The organism is Pseudomonas sp. DE0157 (genome assembly GCF_007678615.1).
GTDB classification, from domain to species: domain Bacteria; phylum Pseudomonadota; class Gammaproteobacteria; order Pseudomonadales; family Pseudomonadaceae; genus Aquipseudomonas; species Aquipseudomonas parafulva_B.
Map to the genome: position 1 here is coordinate 1 of NZ_VEJN01000018.1, position 19,954 is coordinate 19,954.

Annotated in this window: 24 protein-coding genes and 2 pseudogenes; 1 reads left to right on the plus strand and 25 read right to left on the minus strand. The window is 60.8% G+C overall.

Annotated features, from left to right (window positions below):
• From FS777_RS18430 to FS777_RS18500, 16 genes and pseudogenes are all read right to left on the minus strand, one after another.
• Positions 1-110, minus strand: a pseudogene (locus FS777_RS18430) (IS5/IS1182 family transposase); the annotation flags it as partial.
• Between the two features lie 91 nt (positions 111-201).
• Positions 202-651: pseudogene (locus FS777_RS18435) on the minus strand (site-specific integrase); the annotation flags it as partial.
• A gap of 333 nt (positions 652-984) precedes the next feature.
• Entirely contained in the window at positions 985-1,359 is a 375-nt protein-coding gene (locus FS777_RS18440) for a S24 family peptidase (protein WP_145256882.1), read from the minus strand.
• 67 nt (positions 1,360-1,426) lie between these two features.
• Complete coding sequence (locus FS777_RS18445) at positions 1,427-1,651, minus strand: hypothetical protein (RefSeq protein ID WP_145256885.1); 225 nt, start codon at positions 1,649-1,651, stop codon at positions 1,427-1,429.
• Between the two features lie 69 nt (positions 1,652-1,720).
• Positions 1,721-2,005, minus strand: coding sequence for a hypothetical protein (locus FS777_RS18450; RefSeq protein WP_145256888.1), 285 nt, complete (start codon positions 2,003-2,005; stop codon positions 1,721-1,723).
• Entirely contained in the window at positions 2,002-2,379 is a 378-nt protein-coding gene (locus FS777_RS18455; RefSeq protein WP_145256891.1) for a hypothetical protein, read from the minus strand. Before FS777_RS18455 ends, FS777_RS18450 begins: the two co-directional genes overlap by 4 nt.
• Positions 2,376-2,813 (minus strand): structural protein P5, encoded by a 438-nt coding sequence (locus FS777_RS18460; protein ID WP_145256893.1) that lies wholly within the window; start codon positions 2,811-2,813, stop codon positions 2,376-2,378. Before FS777_RS18460 ends, FS777_RS18455 begins: the two co-directional genes overlap by 4 nt.
• A gap of 55 nt (positions 2,814-2,868) precedes the next feature.
• The gene (locus FS777_RS18465; protein ID WP_145256896.1) at positions 2,869-3,639 is read right to left on the minus strand and encodes a hypothetical protein; all 771 of its coding nucleotides are present in this window, start codon (positions 3,637-3,639) and stop codon (positions 2,869-2,871) included.
• Positions 3,639-5,870, minus strand: coding sequence for a hypothetical protein (locus FS777_RS18470; protein WP_145256899.1), 2,232 nt, complete (start codon positions 5,868-5,870; stop codon positions 3,639-3,641). The genes FS777_RS18465 and FS777_RS18470 overlap by 1 nt, the downstream gene beginning before the upstream one ends.
• Positions 5,871-5,926: 56 nt before the next feature.
• The gene (locus tag FS777_RS18475) at positions 5,927-8,974 is read right to left on the minus strand and encodes a host specificity factor TipJ family phage tail protein (RefSeq protein ID WP_145256901.1); all 3,048 of its coding nucleotides are present in this window, start codon (positions 8,972-8,974) and stop codon (positions 5,927-5,929) included.
• Entirely contained in the window at positions 8,943-9,347 is a 405-nt protein-coding gene (locus FS777_RS18480) for a hypothetical protein (protein ID WP_145256905.1), read from the minus strand. Before FS777_RS18480 ends, FS777_RS18475 begins: the two co-directional genes overlap by 32 nt.
• 2 nt (positions 9,348-9,349) lie before the next feature.
• Entirely contained in the window at positions 9,350-9,829 is a 480-nt protein-coding gene (locus tag FS777_RS18485; protein ID WP_049696208.1) for a DUF1833 family protein, read from the minus strand.
• Positions 9,826-10,278: a transposase gene (locus FS777_RS18490; protein WP_145256908.1), complete on the minus strand. Its 453-nt coding sequence runs from the start codon at positions 10,276-10,278 to the stop codon at positions 9,826-9,828. Before FS777_RS18490 ends, FS777_RS18485 begins: the two co-directional genes overlap by 4 nt.
• A 28-nt stretch (positions 10,279-10,306) precedes the next feature.
• Positions 10,307-10,438, minus strand: coding sequence for a hypothetical protein (locus tag FS777_RS21755; RefSeq protein ID WP_256675199.1), 132 nt, complete (start codon positions 10,436-10,438; stop codon positions 10,307-10,309).
• 11 nt (positions 10,439-10,449) lie between these two features.
• Positions 10,450-14,037 carry a phage tail length tape measure family protein gene (locus FS777_RS18495; RefSeq protein WP_145256911.1) on the minus strand — a complete coding sequence of 1,196 codons (3,588 nt, stop codon included), beginning with the start codon at positions 14,035-14,037 and terminating at the stop codon, positions 10,450-10,452.
• Between the two features lie 61 nt (positions 14,038-14,098).
• A complete protein-coding gene (locus tag FS777_RS18500) occupies positions 14,099-14,509 on the minus strand; it encodes a superinfection immunity protein (protein ID WP_256675200.1) in 411 nt (136 codons plus the stop codon).
• Positions 14,510-14,765: 256 nt separating this feature from the next.
• Between FS777_RS18500 and FS777_RS18505 the strand changes: the two genes are divergently transcribed.
• Entirely contained in the window at positions 14,766-15,026 is a 261-nt protein-coding gene (locus FS777_RS18505) for a hypothetical protein (protein ID WP_145256914.1), read from the plus strand.
• On the opposite strand, the gene FS777_RS21465 is transcribed toward FS777_RS18505, so the two are convergent.
• The 9 genes from FS777_RS21465 to FS777_RS18545 all read right to left on the minus strand — a co-directional run bounded on the left by FS777_RS21465 (position 15,019) and on the right by FS777_RS18545 (position 19,943).
• The gene (locus tag FS777_RS21465) at positions 15,019-15,171 is read right to left on the minus strand and encodes a hypothetical protein (RefSeq protein ID WP_178091292.1); all 153 of its coding nucleotides are present in this window, start codon (positions 15,169-15,171) and stop codon (positions 15,019-15,021) included. The two genes, FS777_RS18505 and FS777_RS21465, sit on opposite strands and share 8 nt — an antisense overlap.
• A 15-nt stretch (positions 15,172-15,186) precedes the next feature.
• Positions 15,187-15,393, minus strand: coding sequence for a hypothetical protein (locus tag FS777_RS18510; RefSeq protein WP_145257123.1), 207 nt, complete (start codon positions 15,391-15,393; stop codon positions 15,187-15,189).
• A gap of 47 nt (positions 15,394-15,440) precedes the next feature.
• A complete protein-coding gene (locus FS777_RS18515) occupies positions 15,441-15,914 on the minus strand; it encodes a hypothetical protein (protein ID WP_145256917.1) in 474 nt (157 codons plus the stop codon).
• 68 nt (positions 15,915-15,982) lie between these two features.
• Positions 15,983-17,143 carry a phage tail tube protein gene (locus tag FS777_RS18520; protein WP_145256920.1) on the minus strand — a complete coding sequence of 387 codons (1,161 nt, stop codon included), beginning with the start codon at positions 17,141-17,143 and terminating at the stop codon, positions 15,983-15,985.
• A gap of 66 nt (positions 17,144-17,209) precedes the next feature.
• Entirely contained in the window at positions 17,210-17,623 is a 414-nt protein-coding gene (locus FS777_RS18525; RefSeq protein WP_145256923.1) for a phage tail terminator-like protein, read from the minus strand.
• Positions 17,620-18,039: an HK97 gp10 family phage protein gene (locus tag FS777_RS18530; RefSeq protein ID WP_145256926.1), complete on the minus strand. Its 420-nt coding sequence runs from the start codon at positions 18,037-18,039 to the stop codon at positions 17,620-17,622. The genes FS777_RS18525 and FS777_RS18530 overlap by 4 nt, the downstream gene beginning before the upstream one ends.
• Positions 18,039-18,422, minus strand: a complete 384-nt coding sequence (locus FS777_RS18535) for a hypothetical protein (protein ID WP_145256929.1) — start codon at positions 18,420-18,422, stop codon at positions 18,039-18,041. The genes FS777_RS18530 and FS777_RS18535 overlap by 1 nt, the downstream gene beginning before the upstream one ends.
• A 1-nt stretch (position 18,423) precedes the next feature.
• Complete coding sequence (locus tag FS777_RS18540) at positions 18,424-19,425, minus strand: phage minor head protein (protein ID WP_145256932.1); 1,002 nt, start codon at positions 19,423-19,425, stop codon at positions 18,424-18,426.
• Complete coding sequence (locus FS777_RS18545) at positions 19,422-19,943, minus strand: DnaT-like ssDNA-binding protein (protein ID WP_145256935.1); 522 nt, start codon at positions 19,941-19,943, stop codon at positions 19,422-19,424. The genes FS777_RS18540 and FS777_RS18545 overlap by 4 nt, the downstream gene beginning before the upstream one ends.
• Between the last annotated feature and the right edge of the window lie 11 nt (positions 19,944-19,954).

Consider the following 19,954-nt stretch of genomic DNA (forward strand, 5'->3'; position numbering starts at 1 on the left):
TCGAGCATCAAGCGATCACTGCTGCGGGGCCTGCCCCTGACGTGGACTGCCGTAAAGAGGTCGGCGACCACCTCCCATGCTTCATCAGAGAGCTCATAACGCTTTGCCATCACAGAATTCCTTTCCGTTGATGGTCGGCGACTGTACCGAACACAGGCTGTTCCGCGGCCACATTTCAGTTTCTTGGGATTTCAGACAGAGCCTAGCCAGCGCCAACACCGGGCCCAAGTGCGCCAGATCATTGCCGGCCGTCTGCGGCTTGTCCTTCCCCCCCTTCAGGACTCATGCGCCACAGGGCATAGGCCACCAGCACCTGCTGACTTATGTCGAAGTCAACCTTATCCCCAAAGTATCTGTTCTTGATAGCGTACAGTGTATGTCGCTTCGACTCGCCCAACGGCCGAGCTTTCTCTTCCTCCACCAGATAACGGTCGATCATCTGCTTGACCGTGTGCGCAGCTCGGGTGGCGCGCTCGATAGCACCAGGTTCAGCTAACTCGGTTTCCCGTCGCTTCGCTCAGGCCACTGCAGCCTGTTTGCGGGCGAACGTTTGGCTCTCTTGGTAGACTGTCACCTTGTCGCGATTGATGCGGATCTGGACGAGATAGCTGCTGCTGCCATCGGCCTTTTACGCGTTCTGATCGTTGCCATCTGAGATTGGTACACGTCTGTACCAAACGTTTGGTAATAACGCCTCAAAACCCCGAAAATTGGTACAAAACACGTTGAACGAAATGACCGCAATATCAGGCTACAACCCAGAAAATATGCGCCCTGAGCCGTCACGCCGCTTCAGCGTTGCACCTATGATGGATCGGGTCGATTAATTGGGCTCGCCGAATGATTACTGGGGCTAGAGGGTGCTTGATAATTTGCTGTAGCAAAAAATAAGCAAGTTAGGCGGGATGACCATGCAATTGGTCATTTTTTAGGCAGGTAAATAGGCAGCACTCCGGTCTGGCACTGCCGGTGTTTCTCAGGTGGTCATGACCGGTCATGATCCCGCACGCTGAACCGGACCACACCCCACACCTCGAATGTATCCCCCTCCATGATGTACCGCGACGGGTACTTGGGGTTCTCCGACCGCAGGACCAGCACACCGTGCTCACGGCACATGCGCTTGCAGACCGGTTCGCCGTTCACCGCCGCAATAACGATGTCGCCGTGCTTGGCCTCGACGCTTCGATCAACGACCAGAAGGTCACCGGAGTACATCCCGATACCCTGCATGCTTTCGCCCTCGATCTTGACCAGGTAGGTCCAGGGCGCACGCACCTGCATCAGGTCGTCCAGGCTGAGCTGGGGCATGTCGTCGATTTCGAAGTCAAGGGCGGTGTTCATTGGCGGGGCCTCCATACTGTATTAATGAACAGTATGGTATTGGCCTGGGATGGCGCCGGCAACTGCCGACAAGCGGGATGTGCTAGTGCAGCGGGGGAAGTTTTTTGCCCATCAACTTGGAGACAGTGCGAAGCTGGTAGTCGGAAACCGCCTGGGCCAAGGACTCGGAATGGAGCCGCAGACGCTCTACCTCCTCCGCCGGCGCGCCATAGTCTCTGGCCTCCCAGTACCGTTTGAGAGCTTGCATCGACTGCTCGATCAGCGGTTCGCCTGCCTCAACGGCAGCGGCAAATTCATCCTTGTCCATCGGGGATACCCTTATTTGGTCAGGGCAGTATAGGCGTACTGGGCTAAGACCAGGAATATCGCGCTGACGCTAGCGGCATGCGCCTGCGGCTGCCGCCAGTTCCTTCTCGTACCCGATGCGCTGTCTGCGCTCTGCCAGCAGGGCCCGCACCTTCACCTCAAGGCTGTCGGTCTTGCGCAGGCTGGCGGCAGCCCAGGGCGGTACGGCCACGTCAGGAGTGTGGCAAGGGACCTGCACAGGCACCTCGACGCGCACGGTACGAATCTCCGGCTCGGCCCGGCCTGCACAGCCCGCAAGCAGGAGAAAGCCTGCTAGCACCCCCACCCCGTGCAGGGATCGGCTTGCAATGTTCATAGGCCAAGCTCCTTGTCGATGATCGAGGTTGCAGCCGTGCATTGGTCGCCACCAGTGCGCTCCTGCTGGATGCGGTTTGCAGCTTGGTAGTCCGGCTCGGCACTGGCGCGGGCTTCGGCTAAAGCTTTCTCGGCGGCAGCCTGGCGCTGCTGGGCGGCCAGCTGCAGGTCACCCAATGCCTTCCCCTGCTCATTGGCCAGGGCGACCAGGTTGTCTCTGGCCTGCTGGCACTGGCCGACTTGCTGCGCCAGGTCAGCAGCTTCGCCGCTCGCCTTCTGGATCTGGCCATGCTGCCACCAGATAACGCCGGCGGCGGCCAAGGCCAGCAACAGCCAGAGCGGTATGGCCTTCAATACCGCAAGCACGGCGTTCATGCCAGGGCCCGCCGCACACCTTCGTCGATGATCGCCGGCGTGTACGGGTTGCTGCCGTTCTCGTGGATGATGATGCTGACCACCATCCCGCGCAGGACGGCAGGGTCTTTGATGTTGATCACGTCAGTTGGCCTCACACCGATGCGCTTGGCCACCGCCGAAGCATAAGCCTGGGTGTCGTTCTCGTTGCTCGGCGCCCAGCGATTGATCGTTTCGAGCACGGTGTCGATGCCCTTCCCGCCCACGCCGGGCATACCGTCCTTACCTCGGTAGTTGATGAGTAGCTTGCCTAGAGCACGGATGCCGTTCTCTGGCGTGTCGAAGATGGCAAAGCGGCCGCCCGGCTCCTTGCCGATCTGGCCTTGCCAGTCATTGCGGGGGTTGTAGTCGATGTTGCCGGGATTGCGATTGCGTATGCCGCGAGGTGTGGACATGCTTTTCTCCAGGCGAAAAAACCCGCGCTGGGCGGGCTAATAACGTACTTGCTGGTTAGGCAGCTGCGGCCGCTTCCATCAGCATTTTTTCGAGCGATGCCAGCTCGGTGCCAGCAAGTGCCGTATTGAAGGCTGAGAATGCGTTGCTGGTCATTTGCCGCGAAGCCGCGCTACCGGTGTTGGCCACGCGCAGCGCACCCATATTGAGTTCAGGCATCAGGCTGATGGCCTTGACCAGGTCGTTCGTGTACGACCACATTTCCACGCCGTCATAGCGGATGCTGATCCGGCCCAGGTTGCGATCAAAGATCAGCACCACCGCAGTCATCTTGGTGGCGCTGAGCTTCTTAGCCCATCCGTTGGATGTGGTCTCGGCAACCGAGATCGTGCCGAAGTTTGCGGTTACAAGGCCCGAGCCGCTAGCGTTCGAGTACATGCCCCACGGTGCTGGGGTGTCGTTGTTCAGGCCTGCCGAGGTGCTGCCGAAGGCCAGGTGCTCGGCACATACCAAGCCGACCGTGAACGATCCAGACGTGACGAACGGGTTCATTACCAGTGCCTGAGCAATCGCATTGACCTTGTAGCCCGTCTTGCCGTTGACCATCGTCACGAAGTTGGCCAAGGCGTTGGATGATCCGTAGCTGGGGATGGCGAACTGCTCTACCCGGTCGAGCACCACGCCGCCCTTCGCGCCATACGGCGCCAGGCACGGCCAGAACTTGATGCTGGGGATGTTGACCACCTCGTCTTCCGCTTGCGAGTAGTCGATCTTCGGGGCGCCTGGTACGGATGCCGAGCCAGGGGTACGCAGAGCATAGAGGGCCATTATTGAAGCTCCATGGAGAAGGCACACAGCCAGTTGTAAAGGGGTTTGTTGTCGAAGCGGGAGAAGTCCCGAAGGTCCGTGTCTCGGATACAGCCGCGGCGCCCGGCGCCGTTCTGTGGTGAGCTGAGCAGCGGTTGCAAGGCGTACGTCAGCACCGTGCCCGCAGCGATTGCAGCAGTTGCAGTGATGACGATGGATGCGCCGTCAGCGCCCATCACGATCGATTCAATGGTTCCGGCCGAGAGCTGGAAGCCCAGCTTGCCTGGGTCGGTTACCAGGGTGGTGTCGGCAGCCAGCCGGCCAATGGGGCCTGGCGTTCCGGCATTGCCATTGGGCATGTTATTCAGGCGCAGCGTGATGACAGCCCCTGCGAGCGTGGCCGACAGCACTTTGAGCGGCTGCCACTTGCCGCTGACTTGGGTCAGTCGCTCGGCTCTAGCCTCCAGCTCACCGGTCTTTATGTAGCCCTCGGCCTGCATGTGATACGTGTCGAAGTAGGGGTAGGCGTACTTCGGCCCAACCATGACGACGTTGGGGTTCTCGTTGTGCGACTGAAGTTGTGCCAATGGAATTGCCGGGATGGTCCCGGTTTCCCCAGTCAGCATCTGGGTGATGTAGGCCAGCGGCGCGATGGCTTGGCCGGTGATAGCCAGGATGTCGGCACGATAATCGCTGATCCACTCCGCCATGATCGCAACGTATTCCGCCTGCGTCGTGTTGACCTGACTTTCGCCATGCACGATGGACAGGCTTTGGACCTGGTAGTCCCAGCCGTTGGCGGCGGCAATGTTCTTGGCTGCAGTGACGTGGGCCAGCGCGTTGTTGTAGATGGTGGTGCCTTTCTTCAGGCCGGCATACGCGGTACCGCCGAGCGCAGAAATGCTGTACAGCAGTCGCGGGCTGATCGAGCTGGTGCGCTCATGCCAGCGGCGGAACGCCAGCATGTAGGAGGTTGCAGGGGTTTCGCCTGCGACACCGGAGACGTACTCGCGGACTGGCTCCAGGGTTGTGGCCCCGACCCAGGATGTAGGGCGCGGGCCACCTGGCAGGGTGAACAGGTTGTCGGTGTAACCCTTTGGCGTGAACGGGGAGAACAGGTTGCCCTTCTTCCCGTCGATCGTGTACTCGCCGTTTGCATCGAGGACCAGGCCGCGTGAGCCAAGGGTCAGGGACTGACCGGTAGCCAGCTTGTGCAGCAGTACTTGACCGTCACGCAATACGCGACCGTCCGTGAGGATCGTGTGCGGTTGCGCAGATCCCGCAGAGATCTTTAGCGCCCGAACCATGTCGAAAGCCACTGCCTGGGCTACCAGCCAAGTTCCCATCTGGGTTAGCTGAGTGGCTCCAAGGGGGTCGTAGGACCAAACCTGATCGCTTACGACCGCCGCCTGGCGCTTTCCTTGAGGCTTCTCATTTTGCTCCTGGACCAGCTTGGCATCGTAGGTGGCTGACGGTGTGATCTGGGCTGAATCGCCCGACTGCATCATCACCGACTCGCCAGACAGGAAGAGTGTGGCTTGCTGGTATGCCTCAGTCAGGGGCCGCTTGCGGGCTTCAACTGTCTGCACAACCGTGTCGCCCATGGTGAGGAAGGCACCTTGACGCAGATCGGGGCCAAGCGGGCGTTTCTTTTGCACGGGTAGCGTCAGCAGCATGTTGCCAATGCTCCAGATGATAGGGGCCTCGCCTGTTACAGGGCCGAGAGGTCGTTTTCGTGGGGTGATATCGAGCAGGCGTGCGGGCTGATTGGTGAACCTCACCCACTTTTTGGTGTTGTTGTTCCAGGAGTACCAGCCGTTCAGATTCGCGTCGGGATCACCGTCGACAACGGCTACAACCGCATCACGCGTCTGCGGGTCTGCATTCATGGCTGCGTACGACGCATAACGCTTGTTGTTGAGGTCGTCACCGAGAGCGGCGGCCGTTGCGAGCATATCGGCCTTTGCTTCGGCCTCCGCCGCGTCTACTGCATCAACTGACTCACCAATGTCCTGGATGCCTTCGTCGCGTGCAGCATTCACTGCGGATTTCGCCGCAGCTACGGTTGGGCCAACCTCGTTCTTGGCGTTAATCACCAGGTTGTGGAAGGCCTGATACGTGTTGCGTGGGCGGCCGAACCTGTCGAGGAAGGTTTCCTCGGTACTGTTCATTCCCTCGTCGAGGTGCTTGGCGTTGTCGAACAAATCCCGTGGGTCGCTCGAACCGAGAGGGTTGTTGGTGTTGTAATCCATGTGTACTCCGGGCACAAAAAAGTCCGCACATGGCGGGCTGGCTCGTCGGGTTCCGGTCAGGCCGGCGGGAACTGGTGGTCGTAGGTGTAAACGCGGGCGTCGTAGGGCATGCCCTTCATGGCCACGTTTCCGTTTGCCGGGTCAGAACTGGTGATCAGCGTTGGGTAAGCCCAGCGAGAAGCCGGGGCGAACAGGATGTGCGGCGGTTCGAGCGGGCCGTCCACCACTGGGGTGAAATCGAGCGACTCAACCCGGGCGGTGTATTCGTCCACGATCACAGCGTCCCACGGCCCCGACAGCGTGCCGTCCAGGCGGCGCACGCCGATCAGGTTTTGCTCAGTGAGCGACCATGGCAGCGGCTCGGATGAGCGGAGAAGCGTTCCCGCGTCCGTTACCATGAAGTCCAGCAGGATCGAGCTGTAGCAGCGCCTGTCATCGGCAACTGCTGCAAAGCTCAGGTAGCCGCTGTTGCTGCCATCCATCTCGGTTTCCCAACTGTAGATGTCGGTCCGGAACTTCTGGTGGCCACGCCTGCGCATGCCGAACCGCCATGCTCGGGTCTTGTCGCTGAAACCGGGCATCTTGATCTTCTCGACCTTGAAGCCTTGGTCGCCTGGCCAGCGGCACTCGACCGTTTCCCATGCCCAGGTATCGCGGGAGAAGTACTCCACATCGACACCATCGAAATCGTTGATCGACGGCATCGAGCCGCTGATCTTCAGCATCTTGGTCATGTTCTGCGGCGAGTAGGTCTGGGTCTTGGGGCCATAGCTCACGTCGAAGATGGACCGGGCACTGTCCCGCACCGGGCGCAGCAGGCCCCGAAAGGTCACCAGCTCGGCAAACCCACACGCCAGCGCGTTGTTGACCATGTCCTTCACGGTGATCGTCGCGTCTAGCGTCTCGTCGTAGGTATCGCCCCTGGCTACGCAGATATCGTGGAAGGCCTGCCACTCCGGCATATCGAGGTCACCGTCCGTGTATCCCCTCTGCTTGAGCTGGTAGATGCACCAAGGTGCGATGTCCCGCGTCGGCCCTACCCCACCCTCAAGCAAGGGCAGGATGCGGGTCACCTCGGCGCTCACCTGGCTCTCGGACTGGGCCGAAAGCCGGTCGCCACCCCGGATGTCCGCCGTCATCACGGTCAAACCTGGGTAGCTGGTGGGCGAGCTCTGCAGCAGCCCGCGCAGGTCGTACCAGGTAGTGTCGTCCTGCAGTTCTGGCTCAACCCGGCCGGGGAAGTACTCGTTGCGCTTCTTGATCCTGGCCTCGGCCCGCATTGGGTATGGAAGCGAGATGCGGTTAGTGAAGCCCTGGGCATCCCGGCTGCCCCCGGTGTGCTGCATGTTTATGACCGTCCAGGCACCGCCGATATCGGCATCCCGGTATTCGAAGGTGTGGAACGCCGGGATTTTGTAGATCAGTCCGGTGGTGCCGATGCCGCACAGGCCATTGGCAAAGAACACGCTCCACTCCAGTTCGGTGACCTTCTCCCCTTCCGGGCAGCAGGCAATCGGGCCCCGGTAGCCGCCCTGCAGGTTGGTGCTGTCCAGGCTGATGTTGCCGTTCACCGTCTCCATGGCGTCGAAGCCTGGCCACGAGGTGTCAGCGCTTCCGCTGGAGGACAGTCGTTCAACCTCCATAAGCGAGGTGCTGAACGCAGTGATCCGGTACCGCAGGCCGCGCGGGCCGATGCTGGCCAGGCCCTGACCCAGCGCCAGCCCCACAACCGGGGCGCCGCCGTCGTAGTCCAGCGTCATTTCGGCTGGCTGCTCGGGCGTGCCGCTGGTAGTGGTCGTGCCGGTGGTGCGCGCTGGGGATGAGCCCAGGATGACCGAGGCACCCGTGGCGTTGATGGCCTGCCCAGCAAAAGGGCTCAGCTCCACAAAACGAAGGCGCCCGCTGCTCTGCTGCGCCTGGAACGGCATGCCGCTCAGTAGCGAGTTCAGCGTGTTTACCAAGCCAGCGAGGTCCGTGGTCGCCGTGTTGAGCGTGATTGGGTAGTTGGTCGAACCGCGCACCAGCGTGAAGCTGAGCGGCGTGGCGTCGAAGTTGTAGCGTGTGGGCGCCGCCGAACCGGTCATGGTCGATGCGGTACCAGGGTTGGCCGGTACGGCTGGGCTGTAGGGCGTGTAGCTGTGCACCACGTAAACACCAGCGTTCGCCCCGGCCACCTCGATCGCCATGCCTGGGGTCGGGTTGAGCATGCCAAGCGGCCCGCGCACGATGTCCCGGCCTGCGCCGCCGTCGATCACGGTGTAGGTGTACGGGGCAACGACCCGAATGATGATCCCGCTGGACCAGTCAGTAGGGAAGCCGCCGGCACCTGAAGGCACCGCGATGTTGTCGCCATCGAACCGATAGGCCGAGGCCGAAGCGCTCTTGGTCAGGTCCGTGGATACGGTCAGCTCTAGGCCGGCAGAGCCGCTGGAACTGGCCCCCACCTCAGGCGCGTTGTACCAGAGCTGGTGCGCCGGATCGCCGGACAGGTCAGCCCCAGGCGGGTAAATTGCGAACGTCGCATCCGATCCCAGCGAGATCAGCGGGGTTTCGCCCACGCGGACCTTGGAGATTGGAATGTCGTACTCGCCTTCGCCCACATAAAGCAGCATTTGCACGCGCTGGTCACGCGGGGCAAGGAACCGGCGCCGGGGCTGGGCCAGGTACGACGGATACGTGCGCTGGTGGCCCGCGATCTGCCGCACCGGGTCGCCCAGCTTGACCTTGTTGCCCTTGGCGCTGGCTTCAGACAGAGGGTCACCCTGCTGCGTGCCGAGGTTCGAGGGCATGCCGGGCATCTTGGGCATGATGGCCTTAACGACCGCCTGGGCGCCTTTGAACAGGGCCACGGTGATCGAGAATGGATCGGTACCCTTGGGCTCGCGGTAGATTTGGAGCAGATCCGAGGGCCTGAATTCGACCAGGTGCCACTGATCGTGCTCGATCACCTCCTCGTTCAGCAAGATGCTGATGGGCGGGCTTTCGCGGTGCTCGTAGGATGGTGCCTGCTCGCGCAGCCAGGCCTCGATGGTCATGCGGCGGTCGGTCTTCCACGTACCAAGGGGCGCCGTGTTACTGATCTTGTTCGGGTAAAATTCGATCACGGTAGTACACCACCTTCGGGTTCGCGGCTTCGAACTCGCCAGTTGTCCGCAGGCATGCGCCTCCGGGGTTTGTGTCCAGCACCTTCAGCCGGCCCTCGCTGTGCACCACCACGCCCACGTGCAGGCACAGCGCGCCCCGGAACACAGCGGCAATCGCCCCAGGCTCAGGCTGGCATTCCTCCATGCCCTGGCGCAGGTCGTGGTAAGCGGTGGTGTTGGCCTTCAGCCTGTTCTTGCCTACATCGCCCAGGCTGGGCAGCAGCGGCAGGCCGAACACCTGGTGGCGCACAGCGATGCACAGGCCCCAGCAATCGAAGGCAATAGGACCCCGTGCACCCTCGCGGTACGGGGCGCGCATGAATTTCTCGATCATGGTCAGATGTACTTCAGGCCGGGTGCCAGGTTGGTGGTCAGGATGGTGCGCAGACCGTTGGTGTTGAGCAGGTCGAAGAAGCCGGCGGTGAGCTTGGCGATGTCCTCGTCATACTCCCTACTCAGCAGGGTCATGCGGTACTTTTCCTGGGGAAACGACAGGTCCTCGGCCAGGTACCGCCGGAAGGTGATGATGAAGCGGCTGCCGGCGGCGCGGGCGGCCTCTACAGCCTCTTGAACCTCACCGGTCACGTTGTCCAGGCCCAGCACCAGGTTCTGGAACGCGCTGTTGTCGTTCTTGGGCAGGGCCAGGTCCATTGCCATGGCGATGAAGGTCAGGGTCCGGCCGTCTTCGGTGGTGCACACCCTGTCCTCGTACCCGGAGCAGAAGTAATGGGCGATGGTGCCGCCCTCCTCCTGGGCCTCGATCGTGTCGACTAGTTCGCCGCGGCCCGAGGCGTAGCACTCTTCAATCAGGCTCATGCTTCAGGCCACTCCCTGTTGACGGCGAGGTCGATGATGTCCTTGTTCAGCCAGTACTGCGGGAACTGCTCCCACGGTGCTGGGATGAGTGGCCGCTCTTTCAGCTCAACGACCGCCGAATAGCGCCAGCGGGTGATTTGCGTCAGGTCCGGGCCGGACGGGATGCTCTTGAAGTGGGCTTGGTACAGCGCGAACCCCGCGGGGGTCTGCAGGCGTATCTCGAACCACTCCAGTCCGTTGTTGATGCTCCGGGCATACCACGCCTCGAACAGCCCCGCCTCGGCCTGGCTGAAGTTGAAGTTGAACCGCACCTCGGTGGGAACGTAGCGGTGCCGGAGCCGGTACCGCGTTCGCCCCGTCACCATCTGGGTGGCCCGCATCGGGTCCACCGTGCTCAGGCCATACCCCTCCTGAAGAGGAAGCGGCAACTCTGCCGGGTATTGAATCATTGCCATTCCTCAGCTGGGCTGGTGTGGGTTATGTGAGGGGCTTGAGCCCCAGCGCTTCCTCGAGTCGAGCCAGGCGGCGTTGCAGCAGCTGCTCTTTCTCGTCAACGGGCTCCGGGGCCTGGTCGCCCTGCTTTTCGTCCTGCTGGTCTGTGTCGGCCATGCCATTCCTCGCTATGTGCCTTGGCGCTTGAGGCCGTAGGTGCTTTCGAGCGCCTGGGCCCGGTCACCGCCGCCGTAGATGTCGGCCACGAATAGTTCGACCTCTGCTGTGCCGTCATCCCGCGTCTTCTGATTCACGGTGCCAGCGCGTGACTGGTCCTGAATCAGGTTGACGTAGACGTTGGTGTTCTGGGCAACAGTGCTGCCATTGCTTGCAGAGCTCGATGACGACGAAGCCGAACGGGCAGATGCGATGGGTGTGACGTTGCCAGTGCGCAGCGCCTCCACAGCTGACACGCCACCAAAGCGGCGAATGTCAGCCTGCGACCACACCACCTCGCCCTTGTGCACCACACCAGCTGGCTCGTACTTGCCACCAGGCCCGGTGTAGCCGCCCTCGGCAAACCCGCCGCTGATGCCCCGAATCAGCGCATAGGCAGCGATCAGCGCAGTACCGCCGACAACCGCCGCAGCGCCGAAGGAGCCAATCGATGCGACAAGTGCCGCTGGCGCCCAGGAGGCAAGAGTTTCCACGGCCGCAGATACGTTCGCCGCCAGGGTGGTGGCGATCGTGGAAAGGGTCGAGGCTTCGGCGATGCCGTCCGCCGCAACCTTCGCGGCAGCCTTTTCGCCTTCGGCGACCACCACGGCGCCCTTTTCCGTCTCGATGCCCGCAAGTTTCAGCGCCTGCATGACCAGGAATCTGGCTGTGATGTCGGCGAACGCTGTCAGCATCGTGTTGGCAATGGTGCCCGCCAAGTTGCCGAAGGCATCGCCCAGGCTTTCCGTGCCCTTGACCAGTCCCTGAATGCTGCTGGAGATCGAGGAAGTGGTCTCACCCAGGATCGACTCAGTGGCCGCCCTGGCCTGTGAGTTGTAGTCAGTAGCGATGTCGACGTAGTTCTGCCACGACTCCGATACACCCACCAGCCACTGGCTGCGCATCGCGTCCTGCGCTGCGTAGTAGTTCTGCTGGTCGACCATGCGGGTAGCGAGGGCCGCCCGCAACGCGTCAGTCTCGCCCTTGTACAGGTCGGTGTCGTTGGCCGTAGGGTTGTCGAGCTTGTTGTAGTCGCGGGTCAGCTTGTCCAGTTGCTTCTGATAGTCCTGACGGATTTTCAGGTCTTCTTGAAGGCGCTGACGCAGCCGATCGCTCTGCCCTGCACCGGCCAGCTCGTTCTGCTGTCCCTCGCGGGAAAGCTCGAGCTGCGAGTTCAGGTTTTCCACGAAGGCCTTCAGCTTGGCCTCGTTCTGGAACCGCTCCTTGGTCAGCTCGTTGGCCCGCTCCAGCGCCGCGTTCTGCTTCTGCTGCGCCAGGTTGAGCTCAGCCATCGCCAGGACCTGCTTCTGCGATGCAGTGAGGGTCTTCCTCTCCTTGAGGCTGGCAATCTCAGTTTCGAGCTCGATCAGCTTCCTGGCTTCGGTGCCTAGCTTCTGGGTCTGGTCTACCTCGCCGGCAATTACGCGGCTCTGTTGTTGCAAAACGGCGTAGCGCTGGCGAGCCTCGTCCAGCATTCGCTGACCGGCATCATCGCGAACCGTCGGGGCTTTGGGCGACTTGGGATCCTTGAATTGTTCGGCTATGTTCGCTTTTACCCTGGCCACAGTTTCTGCCGCGAGGCGCGAGTCATTCGGGTTGTTTTTCCGGATAACATCAAGCGACTTCTCGTATTCCTTCAGCGCCTCAGTGCGCTTCCTTGCGTTCGTCCAGGCAGACTTTTCAAGGGCGTCCACCTTGGCCATCGCGTTTACAGTTCGCTCATTCGCATCAGCTGCATCCTTGTCGAACTTCGCTATGTCGTCTTGGGCGGCTTTTTTGTCTTTGAGGAACTGGAGCTCGTCGGTATAGAACTCCACCATCTTATCTTTGTCTTGGAAGAACCCAACGTCGCCACGCTGAGCGCTTGCTAGATTGGCTTGGGCCTGCGCGATATCTGCATCAATGTTGGGACGACCTATATCCTTGAGGCGGTCCGCAGCATTTGCCACAGCGTTGTATCCACGCTCCCAGAAACTCAGATTTTCAATGATTTTGGGGGTGCGATTATTGATCGCATCAGCAAAAGCATCAGTCGCTAGCTTGACCGCATCCGCGTGTTTGCCTTGCTGCTCAAGCGCAGTGATCTGGGAGTAAACAGCAGCCGTCAAGTAGTGATATTGCTTGTTGAGCTCTGCCGAAGCCTTGACCGGCTCATCCGCGAGCCTGGTGAACTCTGCCACTGTGTCAGATACGGCCTTGCCTGTGGCAACCTCCATCGATACCGCAGCCTGGGCAACCTGCTCGAAGCTTTCGCCGGCGATCTTCCCGCCACCGGCTATCTCGGCGAGGGCCGCAGCTGCCGCACCAGTAGAGCCAACAGTTGAGCTGATCTGGCGGGCCATGCTGCCAAGCCGGTCGGCCGTAACCCCTGACGCGCTCCCTGTTAGGATTAGGGCATTATTGAATCGGTCAGCCTCTTCCGATCCCTTATAGAAGGCATACCCAAGTGCCGCGGCGCTTGCTACCGCAACGCTAAGGGGTGTTAACAGTCCAAGGATGTATCCGCCCATGGCCCTGGCTGCATCACCGATGCCTCCGAAGGAGTCCTTGATCTGCGAGCCCTGCTGAAGGAATACCGTAAGAGGTGCTTGACCGCCCTGCAGGCTAATGAAAATGTCAGAGAACTGCGCCGGAAGCATCCGCAGAGCGGCTGCGTTCTGCTTGGCAGTGTTTCCTGTGCGATTGAGGCTGTCGTCGAACCCAGTAAGCGCAGCGCGCGACTGGTCAATACGGGTTTTGTACGACGCAAAAGTCTCGGCATCTAGGTTGCCAAGCTTGTTTTGTTGGGCGAGCTTTCGCTCCTGCTCGTCCAGCTTGTTCAGAGCTCGAGTGGTTGGGTCAATGCTGGCAAGAAGGTCTTCAAGGCTTTCAGCTTGGCTTGAGCTAGCTGATTCTGCCTGTTTTGTGGCAGCTGTGACTTTCTGGGTTGATTCCGTCAGACGAGCCTGGCTCGACGCAAGGACCATGTTACCTGACAGCAGGCCCTGCTCAGCCTCCGAAAGGCCAGTCGCAACATTTGCGAGGTTTCGCTGCTCTTGGGCCGCTCGAACTGATGCATCAGCAATCGCAAGGATCCGGGCCCGAGCCTGGTCGGCGGTCTCTCCTACTTGAGTCTGCGCACGAGAAACCCCAGAGAGTGATGCCAAAGATTCTTGGATCTTTCTGTTGTAGGCGTCATAAGCTGCGCCGTTGATCTGCCCCGATTCCCTGGCCTGGGCCAGAGCCGCTTCCTGCGCAGCAAGGTCATTCAATTTTTTGGTTAGCGGGTCAATCTTGCCAAGAAGACTGTCTAGCTCCTTCCGCTGATTCGCAGCAGCCTTGGCTGCGGCATCTGCGCTTTTTGCAGCTGCGTCAGTCGACGAAGATGCCTTGTCGTTGGCTGCTTGTACTTTCGACAGGGACATCGCGAGGTTGGAGTAATCGCCGCCTGACTTGCGCAGGGTTGAGCTTGCCCTGATGCCAGCCTGTTCAAGGGCTTCGAGGGCGGCTCGAATATCTGTTACTTGCTGCTCTGCGCTGCGCCCATCTACCTCGAGCTCTAGGCGGGATTTGAGTGCCATGCTTTTCTCCGGGCAACAAAAAACCCGCACTGGGCGGGTTTCTATGGTGTTCTGCTGATTGTCAGATGGCTGGAAGCTCGCTGCCGCAATGCTTACACTTGATGGCTGCTGCCATCACCTGCTCAGCGCAGAATGGGCAGGTCTTCTTTTCCGAGGTATCTGCAGCTATACCTGGCTCTGGGCTCGCTGGAGCGACCACTACGGCTTCTTCTGGCTTTTTAAAAGCCCAGATCAGCGCGGCAACCCAACCAATGATTGTCCAACCAAGAAAGAGGTTGAGAACTGCGATTGATTGAAGGTTGCTCTTCTTCCTGATCCACGCCTCAAAGGTCGGCAGAAGGTACAGCGCTGGCACAAAGAACAAAGCGCTGAACGCGATGGCTATACCAATAGAGTTGAGCGCTGGCTCTCTGCCCATGGACACGCTGTAGGCGGCGAAGAAGGCCAGAATTACGAACCTGACAAAGAACATCCCTGACTCCGAAGTATTCGACTATGCGGCAATTTACCATCAAGTCGGCGCATAACGAAGAAGCCAGATGCATCAAGGCTGTCGTTTCTCTTGTTCGGCAAGTGCTGAATGGTCGCGGCTGGCCGCTTGGTCATCACTGGACGGAAACCCAGTACCAGCCAGAGCGATGTCGTAGTAGCGTTTGGCCTTCCAACGACCCGCCCCGGTCCATTGCCGGCAAGCCCATGGACCAGGGCAAAATCGACCAGGAGGTCGCATGAGCTACGAACAAGAGATGCATCGCTTCATTGAGCAACAGCAGAATTACATTCAAGAGCTAGCTAATACTGTTGAAACTATGGCGTGTTTGACTCGAGGACTGCTCAAGGCTGTGCATGAGTCTTCAGGGGATAGCGGCATTGATGCAGTCTTCGATACGGCGCTTGCGGCCGCGAGCGGTATGCGCTGGAGCGGCGAAGCCAGAGCCAACAAGGTTCTGATCAAGCAGCTTTGCGACGAGGCTAAAACCGCTAGATAATCGGGTTCAGCCCAAGTGCTTCTTCGAGGCGCGTGAGCCGGCGCTCCAACAGGTCGGCCTCATCACTCGCGAGTTTCTTCAGTTCCTCGAGCGTTTTCACGGGTTTATCATCCGGCTGCTCTTCGATTTCTTCCAGATTTTGCATGCTCATCTCCTAACTTTAGTCCTCTCCAGCCAGTGCGGACTCGTCCAATGCGAATATCACCTCGTCGACCATGCGCCTGGGCAAAGGCAGCGGGTGAACCTCCAGCCAGTCAGTGATCTCCCGCGCAGACAACCTCAGCGGCTGAACAGCGGCTGCACCAACCAGGTAGCGACGGCCACGGGCGGCATTGCGAAACGCGTTCAGCAGACTGCCGGTGATCACATCCAATTCAGGCTCATCCGGCACGGCGATGCGCAGCTTCTGATAGATCAGGCTTCGCTTTTCTGTTCGCTGACCCCATTCCCGCTCCCATTCGAAGCGGGCGATTGCTTTCCCTTGATTTCTTCGAGCTCCGCCCGGTTGTCGGCAGCAATGGCTGCGGCACGGCGCAGGACGAAGTAGAAGAAGTCAGCATCACCGCGCAGCATTTCGGTGCAGGTGTTCTCGCTGTAGGCCAGCGGCTTGCCATTCTCGTCCTGTGCGCCCTGCCAGTCTTGCACGATGAACGACGCCAGGAGCAGACAATGGTTGTCATGCTCGGACTTCTCGCCCTCGATCACGCCTACTGCTTCCTGGCCGAACTGTGCATCGTTGCGCGCCAGTCGGCGGCGCATGCGCTCCAGAGCAATCTGGTACTGCTGGTTGTCCAGCGGCATCAGCAAAATCTTGGTGTCAGCATCGAACTCTTCCCAGCGCGCCTCGGCGCTTTTGGTGGTGTCGATCTTTTTCAGCTTGAGAGCCATGAATAATCCTCACGCCACGCCAAAAAAGGCCGCCCCGGCCGGCGTTATGCCGGAGCAGCCGAAAGTAATCAGGAAACGGTAATGGTTGCGGTATCGGTCTTGGTGCCGTCGGCAACGCTGGTCGCGGTGATGGTCGCGGTGCCGGCGCTGAGACCGGTTACTAGGCCGCTGCTGCTGACAGATGCCACACCAGGAGCGCTGGACGACCAAGTGACGTTCTGCGGTGCACCCGCTGGGGTGACGGTCTTGGTCATCTGCTGGGTGTCGCCCACATCCAGGGACGCAGTAGCCGGCGAGACATCGACAGCGGTCACGGCAACGACAGGCACACGGGTCACGGTCGGGGCAACCTTGGCCACGGTGTAGTTCAGCGTGACCTCGATCAGGTCGCGCTTGCCGCCGTTCGGCAGGTCGCCGTCGATCTCGATCGCCGGGAAGTCGAAGATGTATTGATTGCCCAGGCTGTCCTCGATCGGGAAGGAAAGTGCGATCGGCAGACGGGTGAAGGTGTTCTTCCAGATCTGCCAGGCCCGGTTAGACCAGGCCATGGTAATGGTGCCGGTGATGGCCGCCTCGGTGGCGATCTGTGCACCCGGGCCGAGCTTGCTGTTGCCGATGCAGCGCTGGGCCTGAAGGCTGTTGTCCAGATTCACAGTCAGCGCCGAAACGCACGCCACGCCTTCCAGAGACTGGCCATCAACCGTCAGGGTGCCGACGTTGATGTTCGACATGAACGGCGTAGTCGTCGGCGGATTGACCGGGGTTACGGTATTCGAATCGCCGTCGGCGTAGTCCAGGCCAACCATGGTGAAGGTGGTGGTGATCTTGCCGTCGGACGGGATGTCCAGCGCGAAGACCGACGCGTGCATGCCCTTGAACAGGGTGTACACGCTTACGTCGTTGAAGTTCTTGGCGATGGTGAAGGTACGACGGGTGTCGCCAACGGTCAGAACATTGCCGGTCCAGGTACCGTAGAAGGCAGCCTCGAGCAGCTTATCGAACGAGCCGAAGGACAGTTCGCCGACCAGGTCGCCCTGAATGTCGGCGCTGGTGGCCACCGAGCCCTGGCTGATTCGTGACTCGGTGATCTCGTCGCTGACTTGGGTGTTCACGGTTGGCGACAGGGTGTTGCTCGTCAGGCGCAGGGTATCCCAGTTGCCTGTGGTCGGGGTGATGCCGGGAGTGACCTCAGGGATGAGGTAACTGGTGACGCGGGCGCCAGACGACATGTGAATGTCTCCTTTCTGCGGGCATAAAAAAACCCGCTCGCGGCGGGTGGGTCATGGTGTTGCGGGTCAGCCGGCGCGGAACCGGATGTTCACGTTGATCTGGTAGTAGTCCTCGAAGTCGCCTACCACCTGCTGGGAAACCTCCAGGCATTCGATATGGCCGTCCTGCCAGGACTGGAAGTGCTCGGACAGGGCATCAGCCAGCTTATTGATGCCGGATAGCCCGGTGGATCGACGGCAGAAGCACTGGATCACCACCTGGCCAGGCCGGCGGTAGTGCGGCTTGTCTGCCATGCCCGCGAACGCAGCCGTGGCATAAAGGATCTCGAATGCGCACCATACGCCGGTAGCGGGCGGCTTAAACGCCCCACCGCTCGGGTTGGGGCTGTTTGCATACTCAATCCTAGCCTGCTCAATACCAGTGAACGAAGCCATCCGGGCAGTGAGCGTCTTGCGGACTGTCTCGAAAGGTACGGTCATATCCATTTCTCAGTGACGGAAATAAAGGAAATCCCGTACACGCCCTTTGGGGCCATGCGGCTGTAGCCGTCAGGCGTGATCCTGATGCTTGGTCCGCTCGGATAGCCGCCGAACTCGATCACCTCGCCGTAGGCGCTATTGTTCTGCAACACCACTCTGCTGAACGGCTTGAGGTCGGTCAGTGCGCCGCGTGCAGCTGACTTGGTCTCAGCGCCGAGCACGTCCAGGCGCGTGTTGACGCTATAGTCCTCAGCGCCAATGGACACGATGTGGTTTCCCATGTAGTTGCCGCTGTCGATGGGCGAGTTGATCACGACCTGGTCAACCAGCTCCAAGACGATCTGCCGCTGCATCTCGGTCAGGTCCTTCTCGATCTGGTCAGCGAATAGGGTCGGCAAAGTGGACCATCCGGCCATCAGGTAGCCCTCAGCTGAATCTGGTAGTGCACGCCAACCGGATCAGTTGTCGCCTCAATCACCCGATACTGTTTTGGCTGGTTGGTGATCAGATCAGGAGCGGTGACGATGTGCTCGGGAGCCGGCTTGTCGGTGACTTCGTTTACCAAGGCAATCAGCCGCACATCGGTGGCCAGAATGTTGATGCCGTCAATCTGGTCCTTCTTGTATCGACTCAACACGCCGCGGCCGGTGTAGATGACCGGTTCGGCTGTGCTTACCTCTGCCACCGGATCCCAGGCGCCTTCGCCCGGATAGGTACCGGTGAAGTCGCGCACCGCCTCTGCGAATGCCGTATCCAACAGCCGACCGAACGACGACTGCATGCTGGCTTTGATCTGCATGTCACACCGCCTGGCTGGTCTTCCTGAGTGAGTATTCGACCACGCAACGGCAGCGGATCCGCTCGTTGAGCGGGGCACCTAGCGAGGTGTCGCATGGGAACATAAGCATCGCGCCGCTGGGCGAAGTGAACGCCTGCTCAGCCATCACGGTCTGCCCATTCATGGCGCCGTGGGTATTTCGCTCACGGCCATCCATCGTGGTCTTCCACTTCTTCGCGAAGGTGTACTGGCCGTTGCTGCGCGCGGTCAGCTGCTGCCAGCCCTCTTCCCGGCCCTTGTTGTAGGCCTCGGCCGTGTTTGTCTGGGCCAGAGCCTCCGCATAGGTGCTGAGCAAGCGCTGCGCATAGGCCGTCGTGGCTCTGTCGATGGTGGCCTTGGCCAGTGGCTTGCCTTCCTGTATCGCATCGCGAACCGCAGCATCAAACGCGGGGTCGCGGCGCACCCTGGTCAGGTAGTTGCGCATCTGGGCCGGGTCACCACTGGCGAGCTGGTCACGGGCTCGCTCGATCGCTTCCGCCGAGGCGCCGCTTAGGCCCACTACCCCGCCAGTTCGGCGACCTGTCTGCCGACTCAGGCGACCCGCTAGGTTCAGCGCGGTGGTGCGTGCCGAGTCTCCCCGGTCGCGGCCCATAGACAGCACGACACGTACCGCGTCCATTTGGTCACGCGCCACCTGGTCCCGCAGCGCGGCCGCCTGGGTGCTCAGGAAGTCGCTCACGCTGCGCTCGCCCATGTCGATCTCGCGGCGCAATCCAGGGATGATGATCGCCAGCAACTCCTTGCTGGCACCTCGCGCATATGCGGCGCGCAGGCGCTCCAGCAGCACCGCCAGCAGTCCCAGTGACATGATCTCGGCGATGCGGTCCTCGTCATTGTCGGCGACGGCTTGTTCAAGCTGTGCGAGGCTGATGTATCGAATGGTCTGAGCTACCTGATCGAGGTATGCCAGCTTGGCCTCGCCCTCCAGCCGCTTGATCTCGGCCTCTACCTCTGATGCCTTCATACGACGAACACCGCCACACCGCACAGCCTGGTGCTGCGCAGGAGCGGTGCCACCAGCTCATCAACCACGGTGATGACCGGACGGGTCGGAACGCCGCCGGCATCCGCAGAGGCCTGATACTCGATCTCCAGCACATCGACCTTCTGCCGCTTGATGGCTTCGGAGGCGACATAGTCAGGACTGAGGCTGCCGGGAGCGACGATCTCGCGCAGCGCAGCCTCGTAGGTGGCCCGCTCGATCTCGGCCGGCACCTCGGTGGGCGGGATGGCCGCGCCTTCGTTGTCAGTGGCACCTGTGCGTGGCCACTGGAGCTCCTGCCCGCGACCTCCAGTCTTGCTACCGGAGAACATCGACTCCCAGCGCCCGCAGCTGTTTTGCTGCTGGTACTTGCCGTCGATGTAGGCCGATGCCCGGATGAGCGCGGCCTGCTTCGCCTGTTCGCTGCCTGTCCAAGCGGCATTCGCCCGCGCAGCGTGGTAGGCGTCGGCGCCTGCGACGGATCCGTAGAATTCTGGCATCGGGATGTCTC